Origin of the sequence: Chondromyces crocatus (genome assembly GCF_001189295.1) — a bacterium.
GTDB lineage: Bacteria > Myxococcota_A > Polyangia > Polyangiales > Polyangiaceae > Chondromyces > Chondromyces crocatus.
In genome coordinates, this window is sequence record NZ_CP012159.1 from 7,971,588 (window position 1) to 7,997,909 (window position 26,322).

8 protein-coding genes are annotated in these 26,322 nt (G+C 65.4%); 2 read left to right on the plus strand and 6 right to left on the minus strand.

What is annotated here, in order from left to right; all coding sequences use genetic code 11:
• Positions 1-149: 149 nt before the first annotated feature.
• Entirely contained in the window at positions 150-2,744 is a 2,595-nt protein-coding gene (locus CMC5_RS28635; RefSeq protein WP_082362886.1) for a TIM-barrel domain-containing protein, read from the plus strand.
• A 36-nt stretch (positions 2,745-2,780) separates the two neighbouring features.
• On the opposite strand, the gene CMC5_RS28640 is transcribed toward CMC5_RS28635, so the two are convergent.
• Together CMC5_RS28640 and CMC5_RS28645 are read right to left on the minus strand one after the other, a co-directional pair.
• Entirely contained in the window at positions 2,781-4,520 is a 1,740-nt protein-coding gene (locus tag CMC5_RS28640) for a proline--tRNA ligase (RefSeq protein WP_050433377.1), read from the minus strand.
• A gap of 177 nt (positions 4,521-4,697) precedes the next feature.
• Entirely contained in the window at positions 4,698-6,230 is a 1,533-nt protein-coding gene (locus CMC5_RS28645; protein WP_050433378.1) for a hypothetical protein, read from the minus strand.
• A gap of 200 nt (positions 6,231-6,430) precedes the next feature.
• Here CMC5_RS28645 and CMC5_RS28650 point away from each other — a divergent pair, with 200 nt between their 5' ends.
• Positions 6,431-10,378 (plus strand): serine/threonine-protein kinase, encoded by a 3,948-nt coding sequence (locus CMC5_RS28650; protein ID WP_245677791.1) that lies wholly within the window; start codon positions 6,431-6,433, stop codon positions 10,376-10,378.
• A gap of 17 nt (positions 10,379-10,395) precedes the next feature.
• Here CMC5_RS28650 and CMC5_RS28655 read toward each other — a convergent pair whose 3' ends face one another.
• The 4 genes from CMC5_RS28655 to CMC5_RS28670 form a co-directional block, all read right to left on the minus strand.
• A complete protein-coding gene (locus CMC5_RS28655) occupies positions 10,396-11,766 on the minus strand; it encodes a BMP family ABC transporter substrate-binding protein (RefSeq protein WP_050433380.1) in 1,371 nt (456 codons plus the stop codon).
• A 10-nt stretch (positions 11,767-11,776) separates the two neighbouring features.
• Positions 11,777-12,775, minus strand: coding sequence for a PEGA domain-containing protein (locus tag CMC5_RS28660; RefSeq protein WP_050433381.1), 999 nt, complete (start codon positions 12,773-12,775; stop codon positions 11,777-11,779).
• Positions 12,775-14,604: a serine/threonine-protein kinase gene (locus CMC5_RS28665; protein ID WP_245677792.1), complete on the minus strand. Its 1,830-nt coding sequence runs from the start codon at positions 14,602-14,604 to the stop codon at positions 12,775-12,777. Before CMC5_RS28665 ends, CMC5_RS28660 begins: the two co-directional genes overlap by 1 nt.
• Before the next feature lie 203 nt (positions 14,605-14,807).
• On the minus strand, positions 14,808-26,270 hold the full coding sequence (locus CMC5_RS28670; protein WP_082362887.1) for a tetratricopeptide repeat protein: 11,463 nt from the start codon (positions 26,268-26,270) through the stop codon (positions 14,808-14,810).
• Between the last annotated feature and the right edge of the window lie 52 nt (positions 26,271-26,322).

The window sequence follows — 26,322 nt, forward strand, 5'->3', positions numbered from 1 at the left end:
CAGCGCGCCCGCGCGAGCCCTCTCCCCTGGAGGTTTCCGAGGGCTGGCTGTTGCTGATGAGATGACGCAGGCAGGCATCCGCATCGCGTCTCCCATGGCAGGACGGTCGGCTTTGACACGGCGAGGGCCGACGAGGGTATCGTCGGGGGATGCGCCGTTGCTCTCTGTTGCGTACAGGTTCCGGGCTCTCCGTCGCTGCATGGGCCGCGCTCGGGGTCCTCACGGGCTGCGGCGGGGACGAGACGACGGATCCCGTCGGGCAGGTGGCCGAGCTGTCGGCGGGCGAGGTCACGGTGCGGGTGGAGACGGGGACGCGCACGATCACGCTGTCACGCGGCGACGTGACGTTGATGCAATTTCCCGCCGATGGGCTGGAGCTGGGGACGGTGGCCACCGTCGACGACGCGACGAACTACGACCCGTACCGGATGTACGTGCCCAGCGGGCTGTACATGCCGCTCGACGTGGCGTGGCACGCAGTGCACGCGGTCTCGGTGGAGGGCGAGGAGGCCGGCGCGCTGCGGCTGGGGCTGGACTACGGCGCGGGGCTGCGCGCCGGGCTCTCGGTGGAGGCGGCGGATGCCGGTCGGTTCCAGGTGCGGTGGACGCCCGTGGAAGGGTCGCAGGTGGCGTACTTCCGGCTGCGGCCTCGGGTGGATGCAGAGGAAGGGTTCTACGGGCTGGGAGAGACCTTCGACGAGGTGAACCACCGGGGCAAGGTGCGCGCGATGCAGCTCGAACTGCAGGCAGAGCTGGAGAGCGGCTACAACGAGGCGCACGTGCCGGTGCCGCTCTTGATCGGGACGCGGGGGTGGGGGCTGTTCGTGGAATCGCCATTGCCCGGGGTGTTCGCGGTGGCGACGGAGGCGGCGGACCGGGTGGATGCCGCGTTCGGGACCGGGGTGTTTTCAGGGGAAGGGCTCGCATTCCACCTGTTCGGAGAGGCGCATCCGCTGGACGTGACACGCCATTACTACGAGGTGACGGGCTATCCGCGGCTGCCGGCGCGCTGGGCGCTGGGGCCCTGGATCTGGCGGAACGAGAACGACGACCAGGCCCAGGTGATGGACGATCTGGAGACGATCCGGGACCTGGATCTGGCCACGACCGGATACTGGATCGACCGGCCCTATGCGACGGCGGTGAACACGTTCGATTTCGAGGCGGCGCAGTTTCCGGATCCGGAGACGATGATCGCGCGGGCGCACGCGCTGGGAATGCGGATGGCGCTCTGGCACACGCCGTACCTCGACGAGAAGAGCGATGCGACGCGGCTGCTGCGCGAGGAGGCCAGTGCGGGCGGCTTCTGGCCCGAGGTGTCAGGGCTGGTACTGAATGACTGGGGGACGGTCGTGGATCTGACGAATCCCGAGGCGATGGCGTGGTGGCAATCGCTGATCCGTCGGTACACGGACCTGGGCATCGAGGGGTTCAAGCTCGATTACGGGGAAGACATCGTGCCAGGGCTGAATACGGCACGGAATGAGTGGCGCTTCGCCGATGGGAGCGACGAGCGCTCGATGAAGAACCTGTACCAGCGGTTCTATCACCAGGCCTACGCAGAGATGCTGCCGAGCGACGGGGGGTTCTTGCTGTGCCGCGCGGGGATGTACGGCGATCAGGTGAATGGCCCGATCATCTGGCCGGGGGATCTCGATGCCGACTTCAGTCAGCACGAGGATCCGATCGGAGACAAGGGGCGGCTGGCGGTGGGCGGGCTGCCCGCGTCGGTGGTGGCCGGGCTGTCGCTGGGGCCGTCGGGATTCCCGTTCTACGGGGCGGACACGGGGGGTTACCGGCACGGCCCGCCCGACAAGGAGACGTTCACGCGGTGGTTCGAGCAGACGGCCCTGTCGACGGTGATGCAGATCGGGACGGCCACGAGCAATGTGGCCTGGGAGTTCAGCGCGGCGACGGGGTTCGACGAGGAGATGCTGGGCTGGTACCGGACGTACACGCGGCTGCACCTGCGGCTGTTCCCGTACCTGTGGTCGTATGCGACGCGCCTCCTGGAAGACGGGCGGCCGATCCAGCGGGCGCTGGGGCTGGCGCATCCAGAGCTGGGGGTGCATCCGCGCGATACGTACCTGCTGGGGGACGAGCTGCTGGTGGCGCCGGTGGTGACGCGTGGGGCGCGGTCCCGGGAGGTGACGCTGCCCGCAGGGCGGTGGTTCGGCTGGTGGGACGGGGCAGTCCACGAGGGGGGGAAGACGATCACGGTGGAGGCGCCGCTGGGGACGCTGCCGCTGTTCCTGCGCGAGGGGGGGATCGTGCCGCTCTTGCGGCCGACGATCGACACGCTGGCACCGACGAGCGAGCCAGGGCGGGTCGACAGCTACGCGACGTCGGCAGGGCTGCTGTACGCGCGGATGGCGGTCGTACGTGGAAGCGGGCGGGGAACCGAAGGCACGAGCGATGAGGCGGGAGGAGCGGACGGGAGCAGCGCGACGCGGAGCTTCCGGGTGTTCGACGGGGCGGAGCTGGGGCAGGCGCGCGACGAGGAGGGGCTGAAGCTGCGGTGGTCCCCTGGGGCGGAGCTGAAGGAGGGGGCGGTGCTGGAGGTGATGGGGGTCGGCGCGAAGCCGGAGGGGGTGACGCGCGGAGGGGTCGCGGTGGGCGAGGTGGCCGACGAGGCAGCGCTGGAGGGGGTGAGCGAGGGATGGACGTTCGTGGGCCGGGCAGGAGGGACGCTGGTGGTGAAGATGGGCCCGCAGGCGACGGAGATGCGGGTCACGGGGCGGTGACACGCAGGCGCCCCCCGGAGGCTCTCGCGCGGACCGTCAGCTCGCGGGCTCGATGGCCTTCGGGGTGAGATCGCGGATGAGGTCCTTCACGTACTGCACGGCCTCGGCGAGAGGGACGAGCTGGACCTCCTTCGAGGTGCGGAGCTTGACCTCGACCTGCTGGTTGGCGAGGCCCTTGGTGCCGATGGCGAGGCGGATCGGGAGGCCGATGAGGTCGGCGTCCTTGAACTTCACGCCAGGGCGCTCTTCGCGATCGTCGTAGAGGACCTCGATGCCCGCGCTCTCCAGGGCGGCGTAGAGGTCGTCGGCGGCCTTCACGACGGCCGCGTCGGTGGTCTGCAAGGAGAGCAGGGCGACGTGGAAGGGGGCGATGGACATCGGCCAGCAGATGCCGTCGGCGTCGTGGTGCAGCTCGATCGCGGCGGCCATGACGCGCTCGACGCCGATGCCATAGGAGCCCATGACGACAGGGACGACCTCACCGGCAGCGTTGAGCACGGTGGCCTTCATGGCGACGGCGTATCTGGTGCCGAGCTTGAAGATGTGGCCGACCTCGAGGCCCTTGTAGACGGAGAGGACGCCGTCACAGCGGGGGCAGCCTTCGCCGTCGTTCACGGTGCGGAGATCGATGGGCTGGGCGTGGGCGAGGTCGCGCGCGACGTCGACGCCGCGGAGGTGATGGTCGTCCTGGTTGGCGCCGGTGACCATGTCACGACGGCCGACGAGGGAGGGATCGAGGAAGAGAGGGGCGCGGCCAGCGGTGCCGACGCCACCGAGGGAGCCAGGCAGCGCGCCGAGCAAGGTGCGGATCTCTTCCGGGTGCGCGGGGCGAAGATCATCGGCCGCGGTGGCGCTCTGGAGCTTGGCTTCGTTGAGCTGCTGGTCGCCACGGACCACGGCGATGACGGGCTTGCCATCGGCGATGTAGACGAGGGTCTTGAGCTGCCGGTCGGCGGTCACGCCGTAGGGAGGTTTGCCGAGATCCTCGATGGTGCGCACGCCAGGGGTCGGGAACTTCTCGGGGGCGGCGAGGCCAGGGCCGTCGTCGGCAGAGGCGATGCGGCTCGTGGCCTTCTCGGTGTTGGCGGCGTAGCCACATGCAGCGCAGGAGGCGATGTTGTCTTCGCCGGCGTTGGTGCGGACCATGAACTCGGTGGAGGCAGAGCCGCCCATGGATCCCGAGTGCGCTTCGACGGCGACGAACGAGAGGCCGCACCGGGAGAAGATGCGGTGGTAAGCGCGCCGCTGGTCGTCGAAGGAGCGGTCGAGGCCCGCGGCGTCGATGTCGAAGGAGTAGGCGTCCTTCATGGTGAACTGACGGACGCGGAGGAGGCCGGACTTGGGACGGGCTTCGTCGCGGAACTTGGTCTGGATCTGGTACCAGACCTGGGGGAGGTTCCTGTACGAGCGCAGCTCGGCGCGGGCGATCGTGGTGAAGATCTCCTCGTGGGTCATGCCGAGGCAGTAGTCGCCGCCCTTCCGGTCCTTGAGCCGGAACATGTTCGGTCCCATGACCTCCCAGCGGCCTGACTCCTGCCACGGCTCGGCGGGGTGCAACGCCGGGAAGTAGAACTCCTGGGCGCCGATCGCGGCCATCTCCTCGCGGATCACCTGCTCGACCTTGCGGAGCGCACGGAGCGTGAGCGGGAGGTACGAGTAGATGCCGGCGCCGAGCTGACGCACGAAGCCGGCGCGGAGAAGGAGCTGGTGCGACGCGACCTGCGCGTCGGCGGGGACCTCTTTGAGGGTGGGGATGAACGCTTTGCTGCGGCGCATGTCGCCTCCTGATCCCGGCACGCGGCCGGGACGCGTGACGTAAGGCAGCGAGGTGCGCGCGGCAATCGCTCGCTCGGACGAGGAGATGCGCCGAGGGCAGGCGCTGATGCCGACGACGCGCTGGCCTTCGACGAACCGCCGTCTCTGCCACTGACGACCTGGAGTCTCTGGGCTCTGCTACCGAGATCCCTGCCCGTCCCTGGCTGCAGCAGGTGCAGGGAGCATGGCAGGAGCAGGCACGTCGGAGAGATCCCGGAGCGGTCGGATGCCGATCGAGCCCAGGATGACCTCCGGGAGATCGGTGGCGAGGGCGGTGGTGAGGCCGGCAGAGTGCGCGGCGACCGGCGTCCAGGACTGCGCTTCGAGGAGAGCCGACTCCAGAGGCACGAACGCGTCCTGGGTCACGCCGAGGGCGCGGCCGTCGCGGGCGATGAACAGCACCTGGCCCGAGGGAGAGCCGAGCGCGCGGTGGAGGACGGCAGGGGCGACCGCCGGGACGGCGTCGTAGCCGGCAGGGAGGTACAAGCCAGGGTGGATCTCGCGGAAGAACTCGCCGACGGGGATGTCTTCGATGCCGGTGGGGTGGCGCAGGAAGGCGCCGGCGGCGGTGAAGGCGACGCGCGTCTTGCGCAAGGTCTCGGGGCCGAGGGCGTAGGCGATGCGGCGCAAGAGGGGGATCTCCTCGGGCCGGATCCAGGAGGCGGTGACGGAGCGCCAGGGCTCGGCGCTGGGGAGCAGGCGCAAGGAGAGAGAGACGGGGTCGGGGCGCAGCGCTGCAGACGCGGGCGCGGCGCGGACGTCTTCGTGGCGCACGTCGATGCGCGCGAAGGCGCCGACGTCGCCGAAGGCCGGGAGGCGCGCGATCTCGAGAGGCTCTTCACGGCCGCGAAAGAGGACGAGGCCGGCTTCGTCGAAGACGGGGCAGGCGCGGAGGTTCACGGGGTGGCGGTGGCCGACTTCCACGGCAGCACCAGGCGCGGTCGGGACGAAGTACCCGAGGCCCGGGGTGGTGGAGAGGAGCGGGATCATTCGCTCCGGGATGGCGGGCAGCCGGAAGAGGTAGCGGCGGATGGGGGCGTCCTCGAAGCTGGAGGCAGGAGGCCACTCGGCGACGCCGACCTCGGCGTCCACGGCGCTGCGGACGAGGTACTGGATGAGCGCCGGGCCGAGGCCCGCCTCGGCGAGGATCCAGCGCACGCCGGGCTCGCGGCCCGCTGCAGGATCGACGTGGGGCTGCAGGCGGAGGAGGAGCGAGCGGAGGTCGACCTTCCGCTCCACGTCGTACGTCTGCGAGAAGGTGTTGTGGTAGAGGGCGAGCGAGGCGTCGCCCGGGATGATCTGGGCGATGTCGTAGCCAAAGGGGGCGCCGGCGTCGCGGTACTGGACGAAATGGCGGCCGGTCCCGGTGAAGGTATAGCCGCCAGCGAGGCGCGCGACCTCCGCGATGCGATCGAGGCGGTCGCTGCTCTCGGCAGCACAGGTGAAGGTGACCTCGCGGGCGCCGAGCTTCGATCGGACGACCTCCACGACGAGCGAGCGGAGAATGTCGGCCAGGGAACCTTGCCGCGTGTAGAGGGCGAGGAAGGCGACGAGGCGATCGAGGGAAGGTAGGAGGACGAGGCCCTTGGCGCCCAGCGCGACGCCCTTGGCGTCGAGACCGAGGCCAGGGGTGCGCAGTCGGGTCTGATGAACGGCGACGCGATCCAGCATCGAGGGTGGCGAGCCTAGCATCCCAGCATCGAAGAGCGGCGGTCGGCGGGAGACGGTGACCGGCGGTGAGGAAGATCGGGGGTGGGAGGGCCGTGTCACAGGAAGGTCACCGAATTCTGGTGTGGGCCTGGGGAGAAGGGCTAACCTCTCCGCCCCATGCGCCCGGTCCGATCGCAGCCGTCACCGCCGGTCTGATGTCGATGGAGGACCCGGGCGAGCTCGTCGCAGGTAGGTTCCGGCTGGAGCGCGAGGTGGGGCGCGGCGGCGTGGGGACGGTGTACCGCGCGCAGGACGTGGTCACGAGGCGGCCCGTCGCGTTCAAGATCATCACGGTGACGGGGGTCGACGCGGGAGAGCAGCAGCGGCTGTCGCGCGAGGGGCAGATCCTCTCGGAGCTGGATCATCCGAGCATCGTGCGGGTGGTCGCGTTCGGGACGCTGGAGAAGAGCGCGCACGATCCGGAAGGGCGGAAGCTGGAGGAAGGGGCCGCGTTCGTGGCCATGGAGTGGCTGGAGGGGGAAGATCTCCAGGCGCGTCAGCGGCGCGAGCAGCTCAGCCTGCACGAGGCACTGAAGGTGGGTCGGCAGGTGGCCGGCGCGCTGGCGGCGGCGCACGAGGCGGGGGTGGTGCACCGGGACATCAAGCCGTCGAACATCATCGTGCAGCAGGGGCCGGAGGGGGCACCCCTGCGGGTGAAGCTGGTCGATTTCGGGGTGGCGGTGGCGTCGAAGGACGTGCTGCTCACGTCGGACAACGGTGGGGTGGTGGGCACGCCGGCGTACATGGCGCCAGAGCAGGCGCGTGGCGACGCGACGGCCGATGCGCGGAGCGATCTGTACTCGCTGGGGGCGACGCTGTTCGAGCTGATCGCGGGTCGGCCACCCCACATGGGGCCGACGTCGATCGCGACGCTGGTGCGTCTGGCGACGACACCCGCGCCGCGGCTGTCGGAGCTGTTCCTCGATGTGCCGTCGCGCCTCGATGATCTGATCCACTCCCTGCTGCTGGCCGATCGGGAGCTGCGGCCGAGTTCGGCACGGGAGGTGATGCGGGCGCTGGAGGAGATCGGGCGGGATCCGAACCTGCCGAGCCTGTCGCCCGCGCACACGACGGAGCCTCCCGGGACGGTGCTGGGGACGCGGCTGGTGACGACGATCGTGGCGCTGCACGTGGCGACCGGAGACGCGCGGCAGGCGGAGCTGGACGCGCTGCGCGCGGTGGGGGCCGATGCGCTGCCGCTGGGCGCGGACTCGGTGGTGGCCCACCTGGGGGTGCGCCGGGCCTACGGGCAGGAGGCGGTGCAGGCGCTGGATCTGGCGATGCTGCTGGCGGCGCGCGGTGGGAAGGTGGGGGTGGCGTCGGGTCGGATGCGGGTGGAGCGGACGCGCTCCGCCGGCGAGGTGGTGGACCGGGCGGTGGCGCTGGCGCGAGGTGCGGCGCAAGGGCGGACCGTGGCCGACGCGACGACGGTGGAGCTCACGCGCGGGCGGTTCCTGTTCGAGCCGCGCTTGCCGGCGCGAGGGGGCGAGGTGCTGCATCCCCTGCCCCGCGGGGCGATGGTGGTGGTGGGGCACAGCTCGCGGCCGCGCGAGGGACAGACGCCGTTCGTGGGGCGCGAGGCGGAGATCATCACGGCGACGACGGCGTTCGAGCGGTGTGTGGAGGACCGGACGCCGCTGGTGGTGACGGTGTCGGGTCCGCCAGGGATCGGGAAGAGCCGGCTCGCGCGGGAGCTGGTGCTGCGGGTGGTGGAGCGGGCAGAGCGTCCGCGGGTGGTTCAGCTCCGCTGCGAGGCGTTCGGTCGGGCGCAGGTGCTGGGTGTCGCCGCCGATCTGCTGCGCGCGCTGATGGGGTTGCCGAAGGGGGCGACGGTCGAGGCCGTGGAGAAGGCGGTGCGGGCGCGGAAGCTGCGCCACGACGATCAGGGGATGTTGCCACTGCTGCTGGCGAACCAGCCGTTCCCGGAGGGGATGGATGTGCGGGGTGCGCGCGAGGCGCTGTACCTGTCGATGACGGAGCTGTCGCTGGTCGAAACGACGTCGCCGCGGGTGCTGCTCGTGGAAGACGCGCAGTGGGCGGATCCGGAGAGCGTGGCGTGGCTGGACCACCTGCTCGGGCGCGCGGCGGGCTTGCCGCTGTTCCTGATGCTGATGGTGCGGCCGGCGTTCTGGCGGGACGAGGGGCAGCGGTTCGTGGGGCGCGATCACGTGCGGATCGAGCTGCGGCCGATGGCGAAGCGGGCGACGCGGGAGATCGCCCGGGCGGTGATCGGCGCGGCGTCGCGGTCGAGCAGCGTGCCGGTGTCGGTCGCGGTGGAGGCGATGGCGCCCCAGGACGACGCGCTGCTCGATCAGATCGCGCAGCAAGCCGCAGGTTCGCCGCTGTTCGCGGAGGAGCTGGCGCGGGTGATCGCCGCCGGGAAGGACGCGGCGACGGCGCCGACGATCGAGGCAGCCATCCAGGTGAGCCTGGACGCGCTCGACGACGTGACGCGCGAGGCGGTGGTGCGGATGAGCGTGTTCGGGCTCTCCGTGTGGGACAAGGGGCTGAACGCGGTGGGGGTGCGGGATCCTGCGGCGGGGCTGCGCCGCTCGGTGGCGTCCGAGCTGCTGGTGGAGCAGGGCGGGTCGCGCTTCCCGGGAACGCGGGAGTACCTGTTCAAGCACGCGCTGGTCCGCGATGTGGCGTATGCGTCGCTGGGGGACGAGCTGCAGAAGGAGCTGCACCGGCGTGCGGCGCGGTGGCTGTACGCGATGGGCGAGGACAGCGCGACGGTGGCGCAGCACCTCGATCTCGGAGGGGAGCACGAGGAGGCGGCGAGTCACTGGGAGTCGGCCGCACGGCGCGCGCTCGCGACGAACGCGCTGAAGGACGCGGCGATGATGGCGGAGCGGGCTTACGTGTTCGCGACCGACAAGGTGCTGGCGTTCGGGCGCGCGGTGCTGATGGAGCAGGCGCACAGTCGGCTGGACGGACGCTCCAGCGAACGTGAGGCCGGTATCCGGGCGATGAGCGAGAACGTGTACGATGAGGCGAGCGAACTGCTCACCCAGGGGGCGAGGGCGCGCTACGAGCAAGCATGCGGCGCAGGGGGCGACGTGGAGGCGCGGCTCGTGGCGGTGCGCGACCGGTCGAGGGAACTCGGTCTGGTGGACGAGGTGGCGCAGTGTTCCGCGGTGCTGGCGCACTGTCGGGCATTCGCAGGGCAGTTCCAGCTCGCGGAGCAGGAGGCAGAGCACCTGCTGAAGCTCGCGGAGCAAGAGGACTTCGTCTGGGCGGCGGTGGATGCGTGGCAGACGCGCGCGGTGGTGCATCAAGCGCGGGGCGAGGTGGCCGCGGCACTCGAGGCGCGGCGGAACGCGGCACGGGCAGCGCGGGCGGCGGGGTTGCAGGAGCGGGAGGCGGTGCTGACGATGAACGTCGGCTTCGCGCTGACGACGATGGGCGCCCGGAGGGAAGCGCTTCAGGAAGTGGAGAGCGGCATCGCGCGGGCGCAGGAGATCGGGAGCGCAGGGGCGGTGCGGAACGGGCAGATGATCCTGCTCTGCTGGACGTCGACGTTCGGGCCCGACCCGGCATTCGATGTGCTGCTCGCCGAACCACGCTCGACAGCCGACGAGGCCGCGGGCGGGATGTGGGTGGTGCGGGATCGGGTGACGCTCGGGGTGCTGTTCTACCGCGGGGTGGAGCTGCTGCGCGGGGACCCGGCGGGGCTGACGCGCGCGCGCTCGCTGCTGAAGCTGACGGCCGAGGCATATCGGTCGACGGACAACCGGGATGTGCTGCCCGTGGCGCTGGGTTTCTGGGCCGAGGCGGAGCGGCGCTTCGGCAAGTCGGAACTCGCAGCGGAGCTGGCGCGCGAGGCCGCGGCGCTGGTCGAGGCAGGAGAGCCGAGCTTGCTCAACGAGGCGCCCATCTATCTGGCGCTGCATGACGCTTGTGTGGATCTGGGGGATCTGCCGGGCGCGCGGGCAGCCGTCGAGCGGGCGATGCAGCCGCTGCTGCGGCGGGTGGCCGGGCTGGAGGGGACGCCGTATGCACGCTCGTTCCTGTTCAGCTTGCCGCAGAACGCCGCGCTGCTGACGCTGGCAGAGACCTATGGCTGCACGCCGCACGAGATCGAGGCGATGGTGACGCGCGACGTGTGAGTGGCCAGCGCCGGGGTTCAGCGAGCGCAGTCGCCGGTGGTCGGCACGAGCGCTGGGCGATCCTCGGACGTGGGATCGGCAGGGTCCTGCTTCTCGACGAGGCCCTCGACGAACCAGCACATGCGCTGGAGTTCCTGAGGGTCGGGTGCCTGGCCCGGGTCGAGGCAGTCGGGAGTTCCATCGGCATCGAGATCGCGCTGGCCGGTGGAGCAGAGGGGGCCGAGGAAGGGGACGGTTTCGCCGCCTTCGGCTGCGAGTTCCTGGAGGAGGTTGCTGATCTCGATGGCCAGCTCGCTCGATCCGGAGCCCGCGTTGAGGGTGAAGTTGACGGTGCTGTGCGCCGGGTTGAGGGTCATGCCCAGCTCGACGAGGGTCGCCGCTGGCCAGCGCGAGCGGTGGATGCCGTCGAGGAGCTGGGTGTAGAGGGGACCCCAGCGAAAGTAGGTGGCGCCCAGGCAGGAGGTGGCGTCGTCGCGGCAGGCGTCCTCCACGTTGTTGCCGATGGCCTTCGCGGTGAGGCTGGCGGCAGCGACGGTGGCGACGGGAATGCCGTTGTCCGCCTGGTGGGCGATGACGTCACAGCCGCTCGCGAGCAGGGCTTCGGTGAGGACGCGCTCGCGGGTCTTGCCCTGGGCGTCGGGCGGCAAGGTGTCGTGCCAGAAGCCGATCCACCGGACCTCCACGAGTGCAGCAGGAGATGCTCTGCGGGCGCCGGTGGTGAAGGCGTTGATGTACCTGACGACGGAGGGGGTGGGGAGGGAGGCGACCATGCCGAGGCGATCGGTGGCCGAGCGGCGGGCTGCTGCGAAGCCTGCGAGGTAGGCTGCCTGGTACATGCGGCCGCTGTAGGCGATGTTGTTGCTCGTCGCGCTGGAGCGTGCGCCACAGGTGAGGAACTTGACGCCAGGGTGCTCGGCGGACTTCAAGGCGGCAACGTCGCGGAGGGTCGGCGAGGTGGCGATGATCACGGGGAAGCCGCGCGCGACGAAGTCATCGATGGCGCTCGCAGCGTCGCTGGCGAGGAGCTTGTTCGTGGCGATCTCGGTCTGGAGGTACGGGAGGGCTTCGTGTGCAGCCTGTCGGCCGATCTCGTGGGCTTGCGTCCACTGCTCGGTGGCGGGGTCGCCGACGTGGACGAAGGCAGCGCGGAGAGGGAGCTGACAGAGGCCTGCCATGGTGCAGGTGGCAGGGGCGGGACACTCGGCCGAGGTGCTGCAGGGCGAGGCGCACACCTCGTCGATGCACTGGGCGGCCTGGCACTGGCTGTCCTGTTCGCAGGGGGCGCCGATGCCCGCGGCGGGTTCTCCGTCGAGCAGGAGGTGGCACCCGGTCGAAGGCCAGAGGGCGAAGACGAGGGCGAGGGTCGGAGGGAGAAGAGGTCTGCGCACGCGGGCTCCGTCAGAAGGTCCCGGTGAGGACGAGGTGACCCGGAGCCACGCCGAGCGAAACGCGGGGCGCTTCGGGAGGAACCGGGGCGCGTGGAGACGGCGCGGTCAGCGAGAGGACGAGGGTGACGCCGAGGCTGGCGGCGGTCGCGGCGAGGAGGATGTCGGTGGTGACCGCCAGGGTGTCGAGGCGAGCGCCGAGCGTGGCAGCGCTGGCGTCCGGGTGAGGTCGGCGGTCGGGCCCCGCATAGGGGGTGTCGGAGAGTTTGACGGCGGTGACGATGCTGGCGATGCCGGTGGCCGTGGCGGCTGCGGCCAGGGTGCCGGTGAGGGCCCAGCCGATCCAGAGGGGGGAGCTGCGCTCGATCGGGGGGGGCTGCGCTGGCGGTGGGGTCGCTGGGCGCGGGCTGGGGCGCTCCAGGGTCACGTCGGTGGTGTGGGCTGCACGGACGTGGAGGGAGCGTTCGATGGGTGGGGCATCGGGCAGCTCGGCGCGGAATCGGTGGGTGCCCGGGTTGAGAACCACGGGGTCGCGCAAGGGAGCCGAGCCGAGCGGGGCGCCGTCGACCGAGAGGGTGGCGCCAGAGGGAGCTTGAAGGCGGACGGTGGCCACCTGGAGACGTAGGGCCGCGACGGCAGCGACGACCTCGGCGTGTCGGTCGCCGTCGATCTTGACGCCTCCTTCGGCGAGGTAGCGCTCGAAGGCGCGGAGGCTGCGAGCCGGGTCACCGATGTGTCGGCTCACCTGGCCGATGTTGTAGAGGATGGGGTACGCCGGCTGGAGGTCGTAGGCGCTCTGGAACGAGTCGAGCGCTTCCTGGAGCTGGCCGGACTCGGCGAACTCGACCCCTCGCTGAAAATGCTCTCGTGCTCGCGCCAGCTCGGACTCGGCGCGTACGACGGGCTCCCGAGGCGGAGAGGAAGGCCGGGGCTGCCCTGCTGCGTGAGCTCCCGTCAGCGCGATCGAGGCGGACAGGAGGAGCGTCGCTGCCGGAGGCTGCCAGCGAGCCATCACGGGCTCTTCCCTCTGGACCAGGGATCGGTGGAGTCCACCTTGAGTCCGGGCGGAGAAGCTGGCGTGCTCTTCGACGAGGAAGCGGAGGTGGGTGTTCGTGAGTCGAGCGGAGGCGCGGGAGGGGTCGTGGTGCGAGCATTTCGGGGCGCCCTGTACGAGGCCTCTGCCACGGGCTGAGACCCCGGCCCGCCCGTGGGTTCAGGCTCGTTCTTGGGCTCGAGGTGAAGCGTGACGTCGACATCATGATCGAAGACGACGAGGCGCGCGTCGGGTCGATGGCCCGCGGCCGAAGCGCGGATGCGGTGGCCCGTTCCGTCACGAGGAAAGCGCGCGACGAACGGATTCGATGGGACAGCGACGTCATCGAGCACGATGGTCGCATCATGGGGTGTGACGTTGATGCGCAGCTCGACGAGCGCCGGCTGCTGGGTGAGAAGGATGGCGGAGGACGGCTCCGAGGGCGGCAAAACGCCTGTGTCGGGCGTCGCAATGCTCGATCGTAGGCTCACCAGCGAGCCGGCCACTGCGGCGCCGACGAGGGCCCCGCCAAGCAGGATGATCGTCCCCCGGAGAGACCGACCTCGCGGAGCGACCGGCAAGCTCGGTGGGTCCGTCGGCGTCGGGAGGGCGAGCGGCGTCTGAGCCTGGTTCGCAGCGTATCCCGGAACCAAGGAGGAGGCCGGCTCGGGACCACGGGGTCCCTCCGACGTCCGCGGCGTCGTGTGCACGCCAAGAACGTCTCGCTGGGATGCGGATCGACCTCTGATCGAGATGGGTCCGGAGCGATCGTCCAGTGTGGGCAAGGCATCGGGGAGATAGCCGTCCAGCTCTTTCAAGCGTGCGATCTGGTCGCCGATGAGGGTGCGGACTTCCACTCTTCGATCGTCAAAGGCGTTCGCAACGACCTTCCCGATTTCCTGAGGAGAGGGTCGTCCTCCCATCGCCTGGAGAACACGCTCGATCTCATCCCGCATGTCACTGGCGGTCGCGGGGCGGTCCTCGGGATTGGGCGAGAGCGCGCGCTCACAGAGCTGGATCAGCGACTCCGGTGCATCCGGGCGGCGTTCGCGAAGCCGCGGGAGGTCACGAAGAGACATTCGCTGCAGAATCTGCATGTCGGAGAGCGAGCCCCAGAAGCGCTCTCCTGCTCCAATCTCGAAGAGAATGACGCCCACGGCGAAGAGGTCGGCACGACGATCGACATTCGGCGAAAAGGCTTGCTCGAGGGACATGTAGGCGATCTTGCCCTTCACGATCCCGGTGTGGGTCTTATCGGCCGTCCGCTGCTGCCATACGGAGATGCCGAAATCGACCACCTTCACGTGCCCGTCGTACGTCACGAAGATGTTGTGAGGGCTGACGTCTCGGTGAACGAACGTCAGCGGTCGCCCGTCGTAATCGCACAGCTCATGCGCGTGATGGAGTCCAGCGAGCGCGTCGGAGAGGATGGCGAGGTAGATGCGGAGGTAATTGTCGTATCCGAGACGATGAAGGATGCGATCGAGGGGCTGGCCCTCGAGGTACTCCATCGCGATGTAATGCTGGTCCTCGGTGCTACCCAGCTCATGGGTCTGAACCAAGTTGGGGTGGTTGAGCCGGGCAGCAATGCGCGCCTCGTCGAGGAACATGATGATGCCATCGGGGTCGGCAGCGATGGCGGCCTTGAGGCGCTTCACGACGACGAGCTTCTCGAATCCGAGCGCATCCCAATGCGCTGCAAGAAACACGTCCGCCATGCCTCCCTGCCCCAGCTTGGCCAGCAGGCGGTATTTGCCAAACACAGACGCGGCGCCCGGGAGGCGAACGAGCGACGAAGAAGACGCCACCACGCGCGATCGTCGATGACCTGAAACCCATCGTCAAGCCGCAGGCGGCCTGCGAGGCACTTCGCAGAGGTCGCCTGTCATGGATGCCACGAGGTTGGCATTCATGAGGCACAGGATGAGAGGGATGGTACAGCGCCGAGAGGGAGGTCGCGGCGCAATCCCGGGAGGCATCCAGAGGCCGGATGACTCCCGGAGAGGGAAACTCACTCGCCGATGGAGATACCCAGCGTGTGCCGTAGCGCGAAGTACTGCTCGCTGGTGGCAAACACGAGCAGTTCCTTCAGCTTGTCCTGAGGCGGCAGATCGCCCGGCTGCTGCGGCTCTGCGGCGAGGATCTTCCGGGCGATCTCCATGTCGGCGCAGAGCAGGAGACCAGCCCGCGCTGCCGTGATGTCGACGCACTGGACCCAGCGCTTGATGTTCGCCTTGGCGCCTTCCGCGAGGAACTTCTTCACCACCATCCGCAGCCCTTCGAGCTGCATCGGCTGCATGAACTGCCGAAGCTGCTGCGCCGTAGCGATGATCTGTTTCTCGATGTCCGGCGGGACCGGCGTCTCCGGCGCAACCAGCTTCATTCCGGCGAAGAGGAGCACGGTCAGCTCCGTCACCGTGGGGAACAGGGTCTTGATGTAGTGCTCACCGCGGTACATCGAGAGATGCTTGCCGCAAATGAACGTCAGCTCCTGCGGAGAGAAGCCGGTGAGCACCGTCTGTCCAGCGACGGACGCAGGTTGCGGGTTCGGCACCGCCACGAGCGCACCGGGCACGTCGCTACGGACATAGAGGAGAGGCGCAGGCAGTCCGAGCACATTGGCAGCCCACCCGAAGGTGCGCGCGAACGTGACCGTCGACGTCGCGGGATCCTGACGGAAACGCGCGTCCAGCACCGGGAGCTGCTTCTGCGCTTCGAGCGTCTTGATCTTCGCCTGCAGGGCAGCGCCAGCAAGCATCTCGAAGATCTTCCCGACATAGAGGTTCTCCTCTTCGTGGAAGAGGTTTCTGATCCACTGCTCGTTGTCGAGCCGGCTCTTCGCCTGGATCAGCCCCTGGGGGCGGTAGTCTTCGTAGTACTGCTGCTCCTCTTGGTCGGCCTTGCGCAGGAAAGCGAGCGCTCCCGCGATGCACCAGGCAGGGTCGTACTGCTTGCTGTCCAGGTACAGGCGGTACAGGCGCTTGTACGGATCCACGCGCATGGGATCGATCTTGACCATGGCCAGGTACTCGGCGATGGCCCCATCGAGTTGCTCTGACTGCTCGTAGATCTCGGCGAGGATCTGGTGCTCCGTCATGTCCTCCGGCTTCAGCCTGGAGGCCATCTTGAACGCTTCGCTCGATGCCGTCCGGTCACCGAGCCGATCACGGTAGATGAGGCCGAGGGCGTGCCACAGCTTGAACTCCAGGTCCGTGTTGCCCTTACCGGCAACGCGGTGGAGCATCTTGCGGTAGGCGCGCTCGAGCTGCTTCCACTCCTTGAGTGTCGTCAGGATCTTGTCGATCCGTTCGAATGCCTCCAGGAACCCGGGGTTCAGGTCCAGCGCCTCGTTGAACAGCTCCACGGCGCGCATCTGATCATCGAGTTTGTCTCGGAAGATCTGCGCCATCGTGAACTGATAACGGCTACGCCGATCGGGCTGAGGCTCGATGTCGGCGATCCGCTGGAGGGTATCCACCATCTGCGACCACTGTCCCGTCTTCTGGTACTGCTGGAGCAGCTTGTGGAGCAGGACGTGGTTCTGCGGCTCTAGATCGAGTGCCTCTTCGAGAGCCTCGACACCCTTGGGGGTGTTGTTCTCTCTCTCTATCCAGATGTCGGCGATGTCGTTGAGCAGCTTGAACCGCTCACCACCATCCATGATGCCGTCGAGGATCTGCCGCTTGTAGTGGCAGACCTGCTTCCAGTCCTTCAGGCCTTCGTAAACGGCGACGGTCGCTTCGAGGGTAGGCACGTGGGAAGGATCGATCCCGAGTGCCTTCTCGAAGTTGTTGATCGCCTGTTTCGCCTGGCCCTGAGCCTGCTTGATGGCACCAAGCTTGAAGTAGATGGTGGTCCGCGTGTCAGTGTCCGCCTCCTCAGTCGCGGCGAGCACCTTCTGGTAGTTCGTCAGCGCGGTGGGCCAGTCCTGCAGCTTGAAGGTCACGTCTGCAAGGCCACGGACAGCTTCCATGTCCGTGACATTGAGCGTGTGAGCGGCTTGATAGGCCTTGAGCGCCTGCTCGTTCTTGCCGAGCTGCTCGAGCACCGATCCGAAGGCCTTGTGGAGATCGAGCTGCTCCGCACGATCTCGCTTTCCGGCCTTGCGGACGAGCATCTCACCGAGCGGCTCCGCCTGGGACCAGCGAGAGGTCGCGACGTACTCCTTGAAGAGGGGCATTGCTGCGTCCTCGTTCTCGGCGTCCGACTGCAAGGCCATCTCGTAGGCCTGCACCGCGAGATCGTGAGCGTCGATGACCTCATCCCGCAGCTTCCCGAGTTCGACGAGGAGCTTCGCCCGAGCACGGGGAGCTTCCGTGTACATCTGCTCCTGCTCGAGGTACCGAGCTGCGGCGTCCCAGTCTGCAGCATCGCTTGCAATGGCCCGGAGGGCCCCCAGCGTGGGTAGATGACGCGGATCGAGATCGAGGGCCATCTCGAAACGCTCTTGCGCTTGCACCCGATCACCAAGCCCGTCGAGCTGCTTGCCGATCCGGTAGTACATCTCGACACGCTGCTTGCCGTCGGGCGTGAGCTCGACGACCCGCGACATGTAGTCGATGGCCTTCGCAATCTCGTCCTGCTTCTCGTAGAGCTTCGCGAGCGCTTCGAGCGCAGGGATGTTCGCGTCGTCGAGATCGACGATGTTCAGGTACGCATCAATCGCTCGATCGATGTCTTGGACCTCCTCGGCGTAGACCTTTGCGGTCTGGCTCCAGAGTTCGACCTTCTTGCCGCGATCGAGCGTGGCCTGGATGTGCCGATCATAAGCGTTGATGAGATCGAGCCACTGTCGGAGCCGTCGGTAGCACCGCTCCAGTGCCTCGAGTGCAAGCTCGTTGTTGGGGTCGATCTCGACGACCTGCTCGAGCCGCTGCGCCGCGAGGTCCGGCTTGAGGAACTGCTCCTCCTGGATCCTCGCGATCTTCATCAGAACGTCGATCCGTTCGCGCTCCGTGGCCACGACGTCGAGCTGCATCTCGAGGACGCGGACCAGCTCCGGCCACTGCTGCGTCGAGCCATAGACGCGCTCGAGACCACGCATTGCGAGCAGATTCGCTCCGTCAATCTCGAGAACCTCTCGATACACGGCGCCTGCACGGTCAATCTGTCCCAGGGTGGTCTCGTACAGACCGCCTGTGCGCAGCTTGACCGCCGCGATCGCCGCAGGCTCCGTGAGCGCCTTCGCCTTCCGCAGCAAAATGTCGACGAGTTCCGTTGGCTGATCACGCTCCGTGTAGATTCGCTCGAGTGCCTCCAGAGCGGGAAGGTGGAGCTGATCAACGTCGAGGGCTCGCTTGTAAAAGCTCATCCCCTGGTCGACGTCGCCCATCTTGCCTTCGAGGACCTCGCCGAGCTCGGTCAGGATCTCTTTACGATCCACGTCGAGAACCGCGACATTCAGCGCGCTGGTGAGCGTCTGTCCCTGTGTTTGCCACTGGCCCGTCTTCTTGAAGAAGTTGGCCATGAGGCGCAGCACAGCGACGTTGTTCGGATCCTTCTCGAGGACCTTCTGGTAGTAAGGCTGAGCGTACTCGGGGTGTCCGAGATCCTCGGCGTACCACTTCGCCAGACGCAGGCAGAGGGTGATGATCTGCCGCGCGTCCTGCTGTTGCTGGAGCCAGCCATTCACGGTCTGGACCAGCTCTGGCCATCGGTTGGTCGCAGCTGCCATTCGCTCGAGATAGCGGACGGTCTCCATGTCTTCGAAGTCGAGTTCGAAGGCCGTTAGCAAGGCGTCGAAGGCTTGCGGCTTGTCGTCGAGTTGCTCCTCGAAGACGCGGGCAACCTTTCGAAGAATGTCTGTCTTCTCGGGAATCTCGTTTCGCGTTTCCAGGCGCGCCAGGAAGAGCTCGATCAGAGGCTCGGCACGGCCGGCTGCGCCATGTAGCTCCTCGAGTGCGAAGTACGCTTGATCGTGGGTGGGCTCGATCTCGAGGATCCGCTCGTAAGCGAGAGTGCCGCGATCCTTGTCGCCAACCTGCACTTCCCAGAGAGAGGAGATCTCCAGGTACTCGCGGACCTGCTCGGCAGGCGCCTCGTAGGCGGCCGCGCGGCCCATCTTGACCTCGATGACCTCCTCCCATCGCTCCTCTGCACGGAGGAGATTCTCGAGGGCGGCCATTGCTTCGAAGTCACGCGGGTCGACCTCAAGCAACTTACGCCAAGCATCGATCGCGTCGTAGGGCTGCTGGAGCGTGTGCTGGTAGATCGTGCCCAGCTCGCGGAACAGAGCGACGACGTTCTCTACAGGCAGCAGCTCGCGGGCGCGATCGACTGTCTGGTGCAGGATGCTCACCAGCTCGTTGGCATCACCTCGCTTGCGCCAGATGGCAGCGATCGCATAGAGGGCCTCGAGATTGGCGTAATCGATGTCGAGAACGCGGTTGTAGTCGTCGAGTGCCGACTCATCGCGTCCAAGGCGCTCATTGAACAACTTGGCGCGACGCAGGAGCACCGCCACCCTGGTTTCATCATCGGCGGCATTGTCGTAATGCCGTTCGAGAACGTCGCAGAGTTCAGCCCACTGCTCCATGCGCTCGTAAAGATCAGCCAGTGCTCCGAGAGCCTCGGGATCTTCACCACGCAGATCCAGAACGCGCTTCCATGTCTCGACCGCGCCAGTGATGTCATTGAGTCTCTCGGCCAGTAGGTGCGCAGTCTTTGCAAGGATGTCACCTTGCTCGCTGTCACCTAGAGCGTTCTCGAGCTCACGTTGGAGCACCACGCGGAGGTTCACCCACGCGCCCGTGTTCGTGTAGATCCTCTCGAGCGCCTGAATCGCTTGGTCGTTCGTCTTATCCAGTTCGTCGAAGACGCGCTTGAAGGCTCGAATCGCGTCGTCGTTCTGGAATAGACGTTCCTCGTAAGTCTGACCGAGTCTCAGGTACAGTTCGACGAGTTCGAGTTCATCCTCTGTGGCTCGTACTCGTTGCTCGAGAACACTCGCGAGCTCCGGGTACTGCTCCATCATCGTGTAGATACGGTCGAGATTCTCCAGCGCCTCCGCTTCCAGCGGCTCGACGCCGAGCACGTACCGGTACGTCTCTTCCGCCTTTGCGGCGTCACCGAGTTCGTGCTCGAAGACCCGCGCCAGTCGCTTGCCGATACTCGTCTGAACTTCATTGTCGCTGGTATGCACACCGAGAACATCGGCATACGCATTCGCAGCCATTTCCCAGCCACCGTCGACAGAGCCAGCTAGACGTTCGACCTCCTCCAAGGTCTTCTCGTCGCGCGGATACTCTTTGAGCGCGCGAATGTAGACGCTGAGAGCACCGTCGAGCGATAGAAGGCGCTCCTCGTGGAGCTCCGCTTGACGGTAGTACATCGCCAGTCGCTCACTCTCCTCCTTCAAGTGAGTCAGCTCGGCTTCAAGGACGCCGGAGAGCTTCTCCCACTCTCCCGCTGACTGGTAGAGCGGCTCCAAGATTTCGCCGATCTCGATCTGCTTTATCCCGGTCGCAAAGAGCCCTTCGAGCGCCTCCAGAGTTGGGATGTGCTCCGGTGCCGCGAGGAGAACATCGCGATAGGCAGCAATCGCTGCGCCCAGATCATTCAAACGGGTCTGATAGACGACGCCCAAGCGATACTTGAACTCAAGAATCTCTTCAGGCGTATCCCCAGTCTCGGCCTCCCGAACCAGAATATCGACAAGATCGGTCCAGCGCTCGGTGGCAGTGAACAGGCGATCCAGAGCGGTAATCGCCGTTCGATTCTCCGGCTCCACCTCGAGAACTCGTCGATAACGCGCGACGGCATTGTCGACATCTTCGAGCTGAGTCTCGAAAATCTGAGCAAGCCGAAGGCCCAGCTCGACGAAGCGATCCGGCTCGTCCCCCAGCCGATTGAGTTCCGTATCGTAGATGGTGGCCACGTTTTGCCACCGGTTCACGATCATCGCGAGCCGCTCGAGGTTCGACAGAGAGTCCTCGTTCGCCACATCGAACGAGACAGCTCGGGCGTAGGTCTCGAATGCGAATGCGTGCTCTCCAAGCATCTCCTCGGCGAGTCGGGCGATGCGGTGTAGAAGATCTACCTTCGCGTAGGAATCATCCGTGCCGGCAACCTGTACCTCGAGCACGCTGACCAGCTTCTGCCATTCTCCCGCGGCATCGTAGATTGGCTCCAGAACCAACGCCGCGCCGAGAGGTTCTTTTGCTCCGCTCTTGAGCGCCTCCAGAGCCAGGAGAGCCGGCTCGTGGTCGGGCATCTGCTGGAGCAAATCGCGGTACAACTCGATTGCCCTGGGAACGTCTTCCAGGCGCTTCTCGTAAAGCTCCGCAATTCTGTACTGATAGCTGGTGCTTTCAGCAGGATCGGAGGCGATCTCGGCTTCGTGCTGAAGCACGCTGAGCAGCTCCGGCCAGTTCTCGGACGTCTGATAGAGAACGTCGAGGCGACCGAGAGCCTGCAGGTCGTCGGGGTCTAGCTCGAGAACGCGGGTGTAGGTGTCGATAGCATTCTGGACATCACCGAGCTCTCGCTCGTACACGGCGCCGATCTGATAGTAAATTCTCTTCTTCTCGTCGGGGTCGATGACGAGGTCCGCCTTGCGCTGATAAACGGAGAGAAGCTCCTGCCAGCGGCTGAGGCCCAGGTAGAGCTTGATCAGCGCATCGATTGCCCTGAGCTCCTCCGAGTCGAGTTCTAGAACCTTGCCGTAAACAGCGATCGCCGGATCATGCCGCTCGAGCACATCTTCCTCGATCGAGGCGGAAGCGAATAGAGCGGCTTTCTTCTCCTCAAGGTCGTCAACGATCTCTGCCTTTTGCTGGAGGATCTGCGACAGTTCCTCATAACGCTCGGCCGCTCGGAAAATTCTTTCGAGTGACTCTGCAGCGTACAGGTTGGAAGCATCAATCTCCAGGACACGTCGATAATGCTTGATCGCATTATCGAGTTCCCCGAGATCCTGCTCATAAACCTGCGCGCTCATCGTATAGAGGGAACTCGCAAGGTCGGCCTCCGCTTGCTCTCCAGCGAGCATCTCGTAGACCGCAGCCAAGTCTGCAAAACGTCCGATCGCCCGCGCAAGACGATCGATCGATTGCTGCGTCGCCTCGGATGCCGGATCTTCCTTCAGCGCTCGGGCGTAGGTATTGAACGCTGAGTTGAGATCACCACCGGCATCTTCGTACAAGACGGCAATCTGATGCAGCAATTCGACGCGCCGAGTGACATCGTCACTCCTGCGAACTTGAACCTCATGAACACCAATCAGCTTGGGATAATCACCCGACTGACGGTAGAGAGGCTCAAGTATCTCGGCAATCGCTAGCTCGTGCTCGATCGATTTGCCCAGGCGTTCGAGCTCCACCAAGGCCTCGGCGTTCGTGGGCTCACGTTCGAGGACCTGGCTGTAGATATCAATGGCCGACTCGACCATCTGCATCTTCGACTCGCGCAATGCAGCAAGGCGAAGCATGAGCCGGATCTGTTGCGACTCTTCGACAGCGAGATTCAGCTGCGCTTCCAGGTTGTCGGCCAGTTCCTCCCACATTCCCTGGCGAAGAAAGAGACTGTCGAGGGAGGTCAATGCGGCCAGGCTTGCCGGATCCTGCGTCAGCACCTCTCGATAAGCCGCGATTGCTTCTTCCGGTTGACCGAGTCTCTGGTCATAAACCTCAGCGAGCTGAGCATAGAGGGACTCACGTTCTTCGGCCTCGTGTGCCAGCTCGATTCGCCTACGGAAAACGCTGATGAGATCACTCCACCGCTCAGTACGTCTGTAAAGAGCATCCATTGCTGCGAGAGCTTCGTCATCCGCCGGGTCGATCGAGAGGACCCGCAGGTACCCATTTGCTGCCTCATCGACCTTTCCGAGGCGTTCATGGATGCCCGCCAACCGCATCCAGTATTCCCGGCTCAGCCTGGCGTCACTGAGTGACTCCGCAACCTCACTGAAGATGCTATCGAGCCGGTCCCATGCACTCGCTTGGGCAGCTAGCGTCTCCAGTTCGGCGCGCGTGTCAGCGTGAGAAGGGTCATCCTTGAGAGCACGGGCCTGCGCATCAAAAGCTCGGTTCAGGTCACCCAGATTCTCGGCTGCAGTCCGTGCAACCTTCCGCAACAGAGTGACCCTAGCCGCCAGCTCGACTTCAGCCGCGGCAAGAATCTCAAGCGCCTGAATGAGCTTCTCCCAGTCGCCTCGCCCTTCGTAGATTCCCTGCAGGATTGCAGCTGCTTCCGCACGCAGGTCTTCATTCTCCAGCAATGCCTCGAGGGAAACACGCGCGGCGTCATTGGAGGAGTCGAGGAACAGAATCTCTCTGTAATTCTCGAGTGCACCGCTGGAATCCTCCAGGTGCTTCTCGAGCGTCGTTCCGAGTCGCAGTTTCAGATCGATGAGGGCAGAGTCCGACTGCTCAAGTTCGATTCGTTTACGCAGAACATCTGCGTAGAATTCCCACTGCTCTTGCTCACGGTAGAGCTTGTCCAAGGCAGCAAGCGCCTGGCCATCCATGGGCTCATCGTCCAACACCTGGCAGTAGGTGATGATGGCTTGGGCGGCGTCGCGAAGCTCCCCTTCGTAGAGTTCCGCAATCGCGTAGAGGATTTGCTTCCGCTCTTCGCGGTCCGTGACCAGATCCAGCTTCTTACGATAGATCTCGAGCAGCTCCTGAAACCGCCCTGTCTCTCGGTACAATCTCTCCAGCGCACCAATTGCGGCAGTATTCTCGCTGTCAACATCGTAGACGGCGCGGAACTGAGCAAGTGCTTCGTCTACACGCTTCACTTCATCCAGAAGGACGCGGCCGAGTCGCAGTCGAAGATCAATCGCCAGCACTGCATCGCCAGCCCCCTCCGCAGCGCTCACCACATCGGAGTAGGCAGAGATCAATGCTTCCCAGCCACTCGTGAGGCGCGCAGAACGTTCGACATCGTCGGTCGAGCGATCTTCCTCAGGGGCCAGCTTGAAGGCCAAGAGATACCGCTCGAACGCCCGTTGAGAGTCTTTCAGCTTCAGCTCGTAGAGCCCGGCGACCTCTCGGTACAGCTCTAGACGGGTGCTGTTTTCTTGGTCGTGCGACAGCTTCACCTCGATTGAATTAGCCAATCCCTTCGAGTTGTTGGCTTGGGTATAAATCGGGATGAGCGCTTCGGCAGCAGCGAGATGATTGGGTTCAATTGAAAGTACCTTCTCATAGGCCCGTGCAGCCCGATCCGCCTTCTGCTTCTGAACCAGATAGAGCTCCGCGACCTTGAGGAGCATTCCTATCTTGGCTTCGTCGTTCGATTCTTTCGCTTCTTGCGCCTCTAGGACTCGAATGAATTCGTCCCACTTGCCGCTTTCTGCGTAAAAAATCTCGATGTCATCCCAGCGACCCAGCTTCAAATAGAGCTTTTTGAGGGCTTCCTGCCCCTTGCGATCCTGAGGATTCAAGGTCAAAAGCTGTCGCCAGGCCTCCACGGCAGCGGCGTCGTCATTCAAACGCTCCCCGTAGAGTGCGCCGAGCTTGGCGAGCAGTTGCTGCTTGGCATTGCTGTCGAAGGTGATATCGACTTGTTGCCGCAAAACGCGCGACAGCGCTTCCCAGTCCTTTGCTCGCTCGTGGAGCGACGACAAAGCGTTCAGGGCCTCGACGTTCTCGGCATCGTTTCGGAGGACCTCGTCCCAGAGATCGATGCAAACCTCCGGCTTTTTGACCCGTTCGGTTGCGAGCTTGGCGATCTCTAGGTACTTGGCGGCACGTTCGCTGCCCTCAGGCAGCTGAGATGCCTCTCGCCTCATCAAGCCGATGAGCTTCTCCCAGTCCCGACGCTTCTCGTAGCTTTGACGAAGGAAGTCTATTGCGGTTTGATGGTCACCATCCAATGCTAGGATTGACTCGTAGCATTTGACTGCCTCGGCGGCGTTCGAGAATTTCGTTGTGTAGAGTTCTGCTGCTTTCTCGTAACTCTCGATCTTCTCGGCCGGCTCGACGACTAGCTCAGCAATCTCGATCAGCGACTTGACGTACTCGTTATAGCGCTTGGCTTGTTCTTGCTTTTGCGCTTTAGCTCGCAACTCCTCCAGCTTGAGTTCAAGAGCCGCAGAATCATCCTGCGTCGGAGCGCTTGGCTCTTCAGCAGGCACCGCCTCCACCTCCGCTGCAGCTTGTACTGAACTAGCAGCGAGTGGCGCTGATGCCCCCTCATCGGACGCGTTGCTATCTACACTTGAGCCAACGAGCGCCGATGCAACTCCGGTTTCGGAGACACCTGCAGCGTCAGTATGCTCCTCCTCGGGGATCGCAGTCGAAGGCAATGAGCGCGACTCTTCCTCGCTCAAAAGGGCGGCTTGCGTGTCATCTGCCAAAACAACCTTACCCTCCGTCGTGGTCTTCACGTCGGAGACGGCGGTGTCTGGCATTGCCGTGCTGCCAGTCAATCGCTCTCCAATCTGAGCCTCGAAAGCCCTCAGAGTCGGATGCTCCGGCGTCTGCGCAGCAAGCCTCTCAAACCACGTACGCGCACGCATCAGATTGCCGAGCTGCCGCCAAGCGATCGACCCGGCCTGGGCGACAACGAAGGGCGAGGCGCTCTGACTCTCGGCCGTCGATTCTGCTAGCTCGAGAACACGCTCCCAGTTGTTTTCCTTTGTTCCCCACAATTCACGCAGGTAAGCGAACGCAGCATCATTGTGAGGATCCAGAACGAGAGATTCTGCCAGCAATTTTGAGCCGACATCGACATTCTGGTGTCGAGTTGCCCAGCGAACACCGAATTTGAACGCAGCGGCAGCGCGCTGCTCCCCAGAGCGCTTCTCGAGTATCCTGCGCTGAAGGTCGATGATCGTCTGGACCCTCTCCTCCTCGACCAACAGTCCCTCGAACAGGGCGGCAACTTGCTTATTGGACGGTTCGGCTTCGTACGACTTGGCGAGCAGTTCTTCCAGTCTGACCTTGTCAAACCGCTTCGCCAAGCGGGCTGCTCGCAGATAGAGATCGCGACGTTCGGGTGCTGAGGGCGCTTCTTGTGCGGCCGCGATCAGCGCCTCAACTCGTGATTCCCATGAGTCATCACCGACCTGAGTATCCTCCAATCGAGTGCGGGCCGCTTCGCTCGTACCGTTCGTCGTGCCCAGAGCTTTGGCGTAGGTCGCCGCTGCACGCTCGAAGTCTCCGGCATCTGACAAGACATCGCCTAGTTCGAGCAGTAGAAGAGCAGCAGCTTCCCCCTCCGGCGTATTGCGAAGCTCGAGTTCAAGCAGCTTCTGCACCATGTTGACCTTGCCGAGATCCCAATAGATCGCGCGGGCATGGGCCAAGGCATCCAGAAGCGCAGGATTGAGCTTGTACGCATCCTGAAAGTGCTTAAGCGCTTTCACGGACTGGAGGAACTTATCCTCAAGCACCTGCCCGAGCTTGAGGTGGTAAGCTGCTTTTATGATCACATCCGTTTCGGATGCGATCCCCTTCTCGAGCTCCTCGACGAGCCCGTGCCACTCATGAACCGTCTCAAGATGACTTAGACGCTGCGCAAGATCCATTGAATATCGACCTCGGGCCCGACCTACGGATGCGTTGTTACAAACTCTTCAG

Coding starts and splice junctions, on each gene's coding strand:
- CMC5_RS28650 (WP_245677791.1), top strand. CDS start 6,431: ATGGAGGACCCGGGCGAGCTCGTCGCAGGTAGGTTCCGGCTGGAGCGC.
- CMC5_RS28640 (WP_050433377.1), bottom strand. CDS start 4,520: ATGCGCCGCAGCAAAGCGTTCATCCCCACCCTCAAAGAGGTCCCCGCC.
- CMC5_RS28670 (WP_082362887.1), bottom strand. CDS start 26,270: ATGGATCTTGCGCAGCGTCTAAGTCATCTTGAGACGGTTCATGAGTGG.
- CMC5_RS28635 (WP_082362886.1), top strand. CDS start 150: ATGCGCCGTTGCTCTCTGTTGCGTACAGGTTCCGGGCTCTCCGTCGCT.
- CMC5_RS28660 (WP_050433381.1), bottom strand. CDS start 12,775: ATGGCTCGCTGGCAGCCTCCGGCAGCGACGCTCCTCCTGTCCGCCTCG.
- CMC5_RS28645 (WP_050433378.1), bottom strand. CDS start 6,230: ATGCTGGATCGCGTCGCCGTTCATCAGACCCGACTGCGCACCCCTGGC.